This window comes from Methylococcus capsulatus str. Texas = ATCC 19069 (assembly GCF_000424685.1).
GTDB lineage: Bacteria > Pseudomonadota > Gammaproteobacteria > Methylococcales > Methylococcaceae > Methylococcus > Methylococcus capsulatus.
The window spans coordinates 163119-170930 of the sequence record NZ_AUKJ01000020.1; the positions used below are offsets into that span (position 1 = coordinate 163119).

The window sequence follows — 7812 nt, forward strand, 5'->3', positions numbered from 1 at the left end:
GAAGCATTGACCGAGCCGTTGCAGGTCCACGCAGCCCCGCAACGGCCCCGTCACTCCTCCGCCGGTGTCAAGAGCTTTCCGTCCTTGTCCAGCAGCGGGACGTGATATTTCCTCAGCAGAGCCTCGATCTCTGCGGCCTTTTTGTCGATGAGCGCCTCCAGTTGCTCTTTCCGTGCCTTGTCGGGAATCCGCACGCCCATCGACATGGCGTAGTCGAATCGTACCCCTTCCTCGGACTGCATGGGGATCAATGCGAAGGTTCCCGGCTTGTTGTGATAGACCAGATAACCCGCCATCGGGCCCCACACGATGGCCATGTCTATGTTGCCGGCGAGCAGTTCCTTTTCCACCGTCTGAGTGGTGTTGACCGCTGCGTCCGCAGTCATCGACTGGTAGGGAACACCCTGTTCCACCAGATTGTGCTTCAGCATCCAGGTCGTCGCCGGCGAGCCGTCGAACATGGCGATCCGGAGCTTCGCCTTGCGCTCCGGCGGCAGAGTGTCCAGCGCCGCGGCGGAATGGACATCGTCCCACCCCTTTTTCTTCACGTAGACCAGGGCATAGGTCGAGCGGTAGTAAGGCTTGGTGGTGGCCGCCTGATCAAAGCCCGTCGGCAGACCCATCACCACGTCACACTTGTAGTCCTCGGATTCGGGTTCCTTGGCCTTCAAGGTGTTGCGGATGAAGCCCATGCGCTGGGGAAACCAGGTGTAGACGAGTTTCTTGTCCAGCTCCCCGGCGAACAGCTCGGCGATCTTGTTCTCGAAACCGCCGCCCTTTTGATCGGAATACGGCGGATTGTTGGGGTCGGCGCAGACCTTGAAGGCATCGCTGGCCGCCTGAGCGGTGCCGGCAGTGAGCAGCCAGGCGATCCCGGCCGAAATCAGACCTGTTTTCTTCATCATATTCTTGCTGTGATCCGAAAATAAGCGCCCGTGACCGGACGGTCCTTCAGGCGATCATGTCACCTGCGTCCGGCACGAACGAAAATGCCCCGGACCGGGCGACCGATCCGGGGCATTCATCCACCGGCCTGCGCCGGTGCTCAGCTCATGGAACTGGAAGCCGACCAGTTCTTACGGCAGAGCGAACACGGTGAACACACCACCCAGCTTGGTATGGCTGCTCAGACCCTTGTAGGCACCCACCGCACCCAGACCTTCGGTATCACCTTCCAGACCGGCCGCCATGCCCACGCCAGCCCAGCCACCGATGCCGGACAGCACGCCGATGTACTGCTTGCCGTTGTAGGTCCAGGTGCTGACGTTGCCGATGATGCCCGACGGCGTCTTGAACCGGTACAGTTCCTCACCGGTCTTGGCATCGCGCACCTTCAGGTAGCCTTCCAGCGTACCGTAAATCACGATGTCGCCGGCGGTCGAAACCATGCCGCTCCACAGCGAGAAGGGTTCGTCGAACTGCCAGGCGATGGTACCGGTGGTCGGATCCCAGGCGGTGAAGGACCCCATGTGGTTGCTCGATTCCTTCTCGCCGGTTTTCACGTTGGCCCTGGCCGGGAAGATGTTCAGCGTGGCGCCGACATACGGCTGGCCTGCGGTGTATTCGACCTCGAACGGCTCATAGTTCATGCAGGTGTGGTTACCCGGGATGTAGATGAGCTTGGTCCGCGGCGAGTAAGTGACCGGGGGCTCGTTCTTGGCGCCCATGGCCGAGGGGCAGATGCCCTTGGTGTCGACGTCCTGGCCGCCATGCTGGGTGGAGTACTTCGGATTGACCTGCGGACGGCCCGTCTTCATGTCGACGTGAGTCGCCCAGTTGACGGCCTTGTCGAACTTCTCGGCCACCAGCAGCTCGCCGGTGACGCGGTCCAGGGTGTAGCCAAAGCCGTTACGGTCGAAGTGGGTCAGCAGCTTGGAGTGCTTGGATCCGTCCTTCGCGGTCATTTCCTGGTCGATCAGCATCATTTCGTTGATGCCGTCATAGTCCCATTCGTCATGCGGGGTCATCTGGTAGACCCACTTGGCTTCACCGGTATCGACGTCACGAGCCCAGATGGTCATCGACCATTTGTTGTCGCCAGGACGCTGCACCGGGTTCCAGGTGCTGGGGTTGCCCGAACCGTAGTAAACCAGATTCAGATCCGGGTCGTAGCTGTACCAGCCCCAGGTGGTACCGCCGCCGATTTTCCACTGGTCGCCCTGCCAGGTCTTCAGCGAGGAATCCTTGCCGACCGGCGCCATTTTGCCATCGGTCCAGGTCATGGTGTGCTCGGGATCCAGGCCGACCTCGTCATCCGGACCCATGCTGTACTTCTTCCATACCAGCGAACCGTCCTTGATGTTATAAGCAGCCAGGAAGCCGCGCACGCCGAATTCACCACCGGAGATACCGGTCAGGACCTTGTCCTTGACGACCAGGGGGGCGTTGGTGGCGGTCATGCCGGTCTTCGGATCGCCGTTCTTGACTTTCCAGACGATCTTGCCGGTCTTGGCGTCGAGGGCCACCAGCGTAGCGTCGCCCTGGGCCAGGAAGATCTTGCCGTCACCGTAGGCCAGACCGCGGTTGACCACGTCGCAGCACATCACGGAAATGACCTGTGACTGATCGGTGCCCTTGTCGGGAGCATAGACATATTCCCAGATCACGGACTGAGTCGCCTGATCGAGGGCGTAGACCTTGTGGGGATACCCGGTATGAATGTAGATCACGTCGTTGACGACGAGCGGACCGCCTTCATGGCCGCGCAGCATGCCCGTGGAGAACGTCCAGACCGGCTGCAGATGCTTGGCGTTCTTGAAATTGATCTGGTCCAGCGTGCTGTAACGCGTGCCCGCGTAGTTGCCACCCCAAGTCGCAAAGTTCTTCGGATCCTTGGTGAGTGCTTCCACTTCAGCGTTCGCGAAAGAGACCCCGGGTACTGCCAGCAACGATGCTATGGAACTTGCGATGAGCCAGCTTTTCACGGGTTTTTTCATCTTGTTTCCTCCTGGTATCTGCGTCCGCAGAATACATCTTGTTAGTGAAAAGATTTCCGAAAACTCTAGGGAGGACGGCGGCCGGTATAGCCGGAATTTCTCCCGGTAAAAGGCATGAAAATGCCCCGTCCAGCCCGTCTGGACGCGTAAGGTGAAGGATTTCGCCATAAAAGTCAACCGCGAGACGGGGCGGGAAAACGGCCTTGGAAGCCGCGTCTTTCGCGGGTTTGAACCCCGGCGAGCCGGGTCATGCGCGTCAATTCGCCACGCCCTACCAGACAAGGGACGGTTGAAGATCACGGCGCCGAAAGAGACAATGCCCGGACGTCATTCCCAGGTATCGTTCACTCCTGCCGAGGACACCCCGTGCCCCCCCGTTTCATCCGAACCGTTGGATGGGCCCTGTGCGGCCTGTGGTGGGGTCTGGCCGCCGCCCAGTCAGACCTCGAGCTGCGCGAAATCGCGCCGGGCATTTTCGTTCATCAGGGCCGGCACGAGCTGCCCGATACGCACAACCGGGGGGAAATCGCCAACATCGGCTTCATCGTGGGAGAACGCTGTGTCGCCGTGATCGACAGCGGCGGGAGCCCCGAGCAGGGCCGGGCACTCAAGGCCGCAATCGCGGTCCACACGCCGCTGCCGGTGTGTTACGTGATCAACACCCACGTCCACCCGGACCATATCTATGGCAACCGCGCCTTCAAGGCACCGGGGGTTTCTTTCATCGGCCATCACAAGCTCGCCCAGGCCATGGCCTTGCGGGCGCCGTACTATATCGACAAGGCCGCCCGGGACCTGGGCTACACCCTAACCGCCGAGGACTTCGTGCCACCGGACCAGCCGGTCGAGGAAAGCATGGAACTCGACCTCGGCAACCGGACGCTCCGCCTCACCGCCCACGGCCCCGCCCATACCGACAACGATCTGAGCGTCTACGACGCCAAGACCGCGACACTGTGGGCGGCCGACCTCCTGTTCATGGGACATCTGCCGGTGGTGGACGGGAGCCTGACCGGCTGGCTGAAGGAAATCGACCGTCTGAAAGCCGTGCCGGCCCGCCTGGCCATTCCCGGCCACGGCCCGGCCGTCGCCGACTGGCCCCAGGCCGCCGCCGCCGAGGAACGCTATCTCAACGGTCTTGCAACCGAGGTCCGCGCCGCGATCCGACAGCACCGGACGATGGAGCAGGCCATGGAAACCGTGGGAACGTCGATGCGGGACGAGTGGCGACTGTTCGACGAATTCAACAAGAGAAACGTCTCAACGGCGTTCGCCGCGCTGGAATGGGAAGACGATTAACAGTATTCTCTAATAATCACACCCTCCCGGAGTATAGACACATGCAAACTGGCATCCTCCCGCGTATTTGGCTCTTGGTAACAGGAATCGCTCTCTCCACCCTCGTGCAGGCGACGGACCCGCAAGACGAAGGCGCGTGGACCGGCGCGCTGCGGGCCCAATATTTCGGCGACCGGCCAATCGAAGAAGGCAACGGCGTCATCGAGCTGACGGCGCCCTACCGTGCCGAGGACCCCGCCCTGGTCCCCATCCAGATCACCGGCAAGATTCCGCAGACAGCGGAGAAATATATCCGGCGCATCACCCTGATCATCGACAACAACCCCGTGCCTTTCGCCGCTTCCTTCGACCTGACCCCGGCGAGCGGCAAAGCCGATCTGGCGATGCGCGTCCGCGTCAACTCCTATACCCATGTCCGCGCCATCGCCGAAACCAGTGACGGCAAGCTTTATATGAGCAAGGCTTTCGTCAAGGCCAGCGGCGGCTGTTCCGCCCCCCTGGGCGCCGACCTCGACGCCGCAATGGCGCGACTGGGAAAGATGAAATTCCGCATGGACGGCGACAAGGCGGTGCTGGGACAGCCCAACGCCGTCCAGCTCCTCGTCAGCCACCCGAACATCACCGGGCTGCAGATGGACCAGATCTCGCGCCTGATCAAGCCCGCGCACTACGTCGAGGAAGTCAAGGTGAGCTTCGACGGGACGCCGGTCCTGACCGCCCGGACAGACATCGCCATCAGCGCCGATCCCAATTTCCGTTTCTATTTCGTGCCAGACAAAGCGGGGGAACTCAAAGCGGAAATCCGCGACAACCTGGGGAAAACCTTTACCGCCAGCCAGACCGTCACCGACTGATCAGGCACGGGCCGCGGCAGCCGTCGCGGCCCCTTCCACCAGCACCACCAGGCTGCGGTCGGGGAGGAACAGCCGCCGCTGATCCGGCAGCGGACTCCCCCCTTCGAGTTCGCAGATGTCACAAGGCGATTCCACGGCGGTATCGACGGCCTTGATCCACACCCCGCCGCGAAGCGTATCCGGCAGCCGGAAGCAGAGCCCCTCCGCCGTCGGATTGAACAGCAGACACAGCGGTTGCTCCTCGCCCCCCACCGCCCGAATGCAGCAACCCAGCGCAGCGTCCGCCTGCCAGTCCGGCTGGCCACCGGCCGGGCTGAACCAGAGAATATCTTCCGGCCGGTAGAACTGCTCCCGCGACAGCACCGGATGGCGGGCCCGGAATGCGATCATCTTGCGGACGAACTCGAAGAACGAGCGGTTCTCGTCCAGCAAACGCCAGTCGAACCAGGAGATCTCGTTGTCCTGACAGTAGGCGTTATTGTTCCCCCGCTGGGTCCGGCAGAACTCGTCGCCGCCCAGGATCATGGGCACTCCCCTTGACAGCAGCAGCGAGGCCATCAAGTTCTTCATCTGGCGGCGGCGGACGGCGTTGATCCCGTGATCGCCGGTCGGCCCCTCACAGCCATAATTGGCGCTGAAGTTGTGGTCCGAACCGTCGCGGTTGTCCTCCCCGTTGGCGGAATTGTGTTTGCATGCATAGCTGACCAGATCGTTGAGCGTGAAGCCGTCGTGGCAAGTCACGAAGTTGATGCTGTTCACAGGCGCCTTGCCGGAATGCTCGTAAATGTCGGCACTACCGCACAGGCGGCTGGCAAAGGCCCCCGCCATACCCGGATCGCCGCGCCAGTAGCGGCGCACGTCGTCCCGGTACACGCCGTTCCATTCGCACCAGCGCTCGCCCGGGAAACGCCCGACCAGATAGGCGCCGCCGGCATCCCAGGCCTCGGCGATGAGCTTGACGTCGCGCAGGATGGGATCCTCGGCGATCAGCTCCAGCAGCGGTGGATTGGGCACCAGATGGCCGTTGCGGTCGCGCCCCAGGATCGAGGCCAGATCGAACCGGAACCCATCCACGTGCATCTCGACCACCCAGTACCGCAGGCAGTCCAGAATGTAGCTGCGCACTACCGGGTGATTGCAGTTGACGGTGTTACCGCAGCCCGAATAGTTGCGGTAATGCCGGCGGTCTTCTTCCAGCAGGTAGTAAATGCTGTTGTCCAGACCGCGGAAGTTCAGGATGGGGCCGGTCTCATCGCCTTCCGCGGTGTGGTTGAACACGACATCGAGGAGAACCTCGATGTCGGCCTCGTGCAGAGCCTTGACCATGCGCTTGAACTCTTCCACCTGGCAGCCGGGGTAGGCGCCGGTTCCATAACCGGCATGCGGCGCCTGGAAGGCGATGGTGTTGTAGCCCCAGTAGTTCCGGAGCCGCTCGCCGGTGACGGGGTTGTAGCGGGTCACTTCGTAAGGATTGAACGCCTGCAGCGGCATCAGTTCGAGGGCGGTGATTCCGAGCCGTTTGAAGTAGGGAATCTTGTCGATGACGCCGAGGTAGGTGCCGGGATGCCGCACTGCCGACGAAGGATGAATGCTCAGCCCCCGCACATGGGCCTCATAGATGACCAGCTCCGACCAGTGATGCTTGAGCGGACGGTCATGCCCCCAGTCGAAATGGTCTGCCGTGACCAGCGCCTTTGCGACCACTCCCTCCGGCCCGCCGACCGCAGCCCCCGAAAACTCCCAATGCTCCGGTGTCACCAGAGCCGTGGCATAGGGGTCGAGCAGTACCGCCTGGGGATCGAAACGATGTCCCAGATGCGGCTCATGCGGCCCGTCGACCTGAAAGGCGTAAGCCAGCCCGCGGTGTGCGCCGTGTACCGCCACGTGCCAGATATCACCGGTACGGTGGTGATGGGGATCGAGATCGATGACTTGGTGAGGCCGGGTGTGGCTGGGGTCGGCAAACAATAACAGGCGGACCCGGGAACCATGCCGGCTGAACAGGGCGAAATTGGCATCCGTCCCCTGGAAATGAACACCCAAGGGCAAGGGCGATCCCGTTGAATAATCGAATTTTGCTGGCACCGTCATCGCAGCCGGACCTCGACCCGGACCGATTCTCAAAACACCAAGGAATACGCGGCGAGCTGGAAGTGTATCATCAACCTTCCGCATGCCGGCTCCAGCCGACGGGCCGTTTCCCCAGAACGGCAATCGGGAATTTTTTCGGGCGACACGGGTCTTAGTTTTTGCCACGGCCACCCGACGCAGGAGCCCGTGGCATCAATCCAACACCAACTCAGGAGAAATCAGATGGCTACAACGACCGCAGGCGGCATCGCCGCCATCGACCGGCCGCTGCTGGACAAGAAGTGGCTGGTTTTCGCTATCGGTATCTACACCGTGTTCTACCTGTGGGTGCGGTGGTACGAAGGTGTCTATGGCTGGTCCGCCGGACTGGACTCGTTCGCGCCGGAGTTCGAGACCTACTGGATGAATTTCCTGTACACCGAGATCGTCCTGGAGATCGTGACGGCTTCGATCCTGTGGGGCTATCTCTGGAAGACCCGCGACCGCAACCTGGCCGCGCTGACCCCGCGTGAAGAGCTGCGCCGCAACTTCACCCACCTGACCTGGCTGGTGGCCTACGCCTGGGCCATCTACTGGGGCGCATCCTACTTCACCGAGCAGGACGGCACCTGGCATCAGACGATCGTGCGCGA

General features: G+C 62.0%; 6 protein-coding genes. 3 read left to right on the plus strand and 3 right to left on the minus strand.

Features of this window, described 5'->3' with window-relative positions:
- Nucleotides 1-50 precede the first annotated feature (50 nt).
- Both H156_RS0109485 and H156_RS0109490 read right to left on the minus strand, forming a co-directional pair.
- A complete protein-coding gene (locus H156_RS0109485; protein WP_017365287.1) occupies nt 51-905 on the minus strand; it encodes a substrate-binding domain-containing protein in 855 nt (284 codons plus the stop codon).
- A gap of 171 nt (nt 906-1076) precedes the next feature.
- Nucleotides 1077-2936, minus strand: coding sequence for a methanol/ethanol family PQQ-dependent dehydrogenase (locus H156_RS0109490; RefSeq protein WP_010959663.1), 1860 nt, complete (start codon nt 2934-2936; stop codon nt 1077-1079).
- Between the two features lie 249 nt (nt 2937-3185).
- Between H156_RS0109490 and H156_RS0109495 the strand changes: the two genes are divergently transcribed.
- Both H156_RS0109495 and H156_RS0109500 read left to right on the plus strand, forming a co-directional pair.
- Complete coding sequence (locus H156_RS0109495; RefSeq protein WP_010959662.1) at nt 3186-4235, plus strand: quinoprotein relay system zinc metallohydrolase 2; 1050 nt, start codon at nt 3186-3188, stop codon at nt 4233-4235.
- A gap of 41 nt (nt 4236-4276) precedes the next feature.
- Nucleotides 4277-5089, plus strand: coding sequence for a quinoprotein dehydrogenase-associated SoxYZ-like carrier (locus H156_RS0109500; protein WP_010959661.1), 813 nt, complete (start codon nt 4277-4279; stop codon nt 5087-5089).
- On the opposite strand, the gene glgX is transcribed toward H156_RS0109500, so the two are convergent.
- Nucleotides 5090-7180: a glycogen debranching protein GlgX gene (gene glgX / locus H156_RS0109505; protein WP_036246334.1), complete on the minus strand. Its 2091-nt coding sequence runs from the start codon at nt 7178-7180 to the stop codon at nt 5090-5092.
- 222 nt (nt 7181-7402) lie between these two features.
- Here glgX and H156_RS0109510 point away from each other — a divergent pair.
- A partial coding sequence (locus H156_RS0109510) for a methane monooxygenase/ammonia monooxygenase subunit C (RefSeq protein ID WP_036246336.1) occupies nt 7403-7812 on the plus strand: 410 nt, incomplete at its 3' end.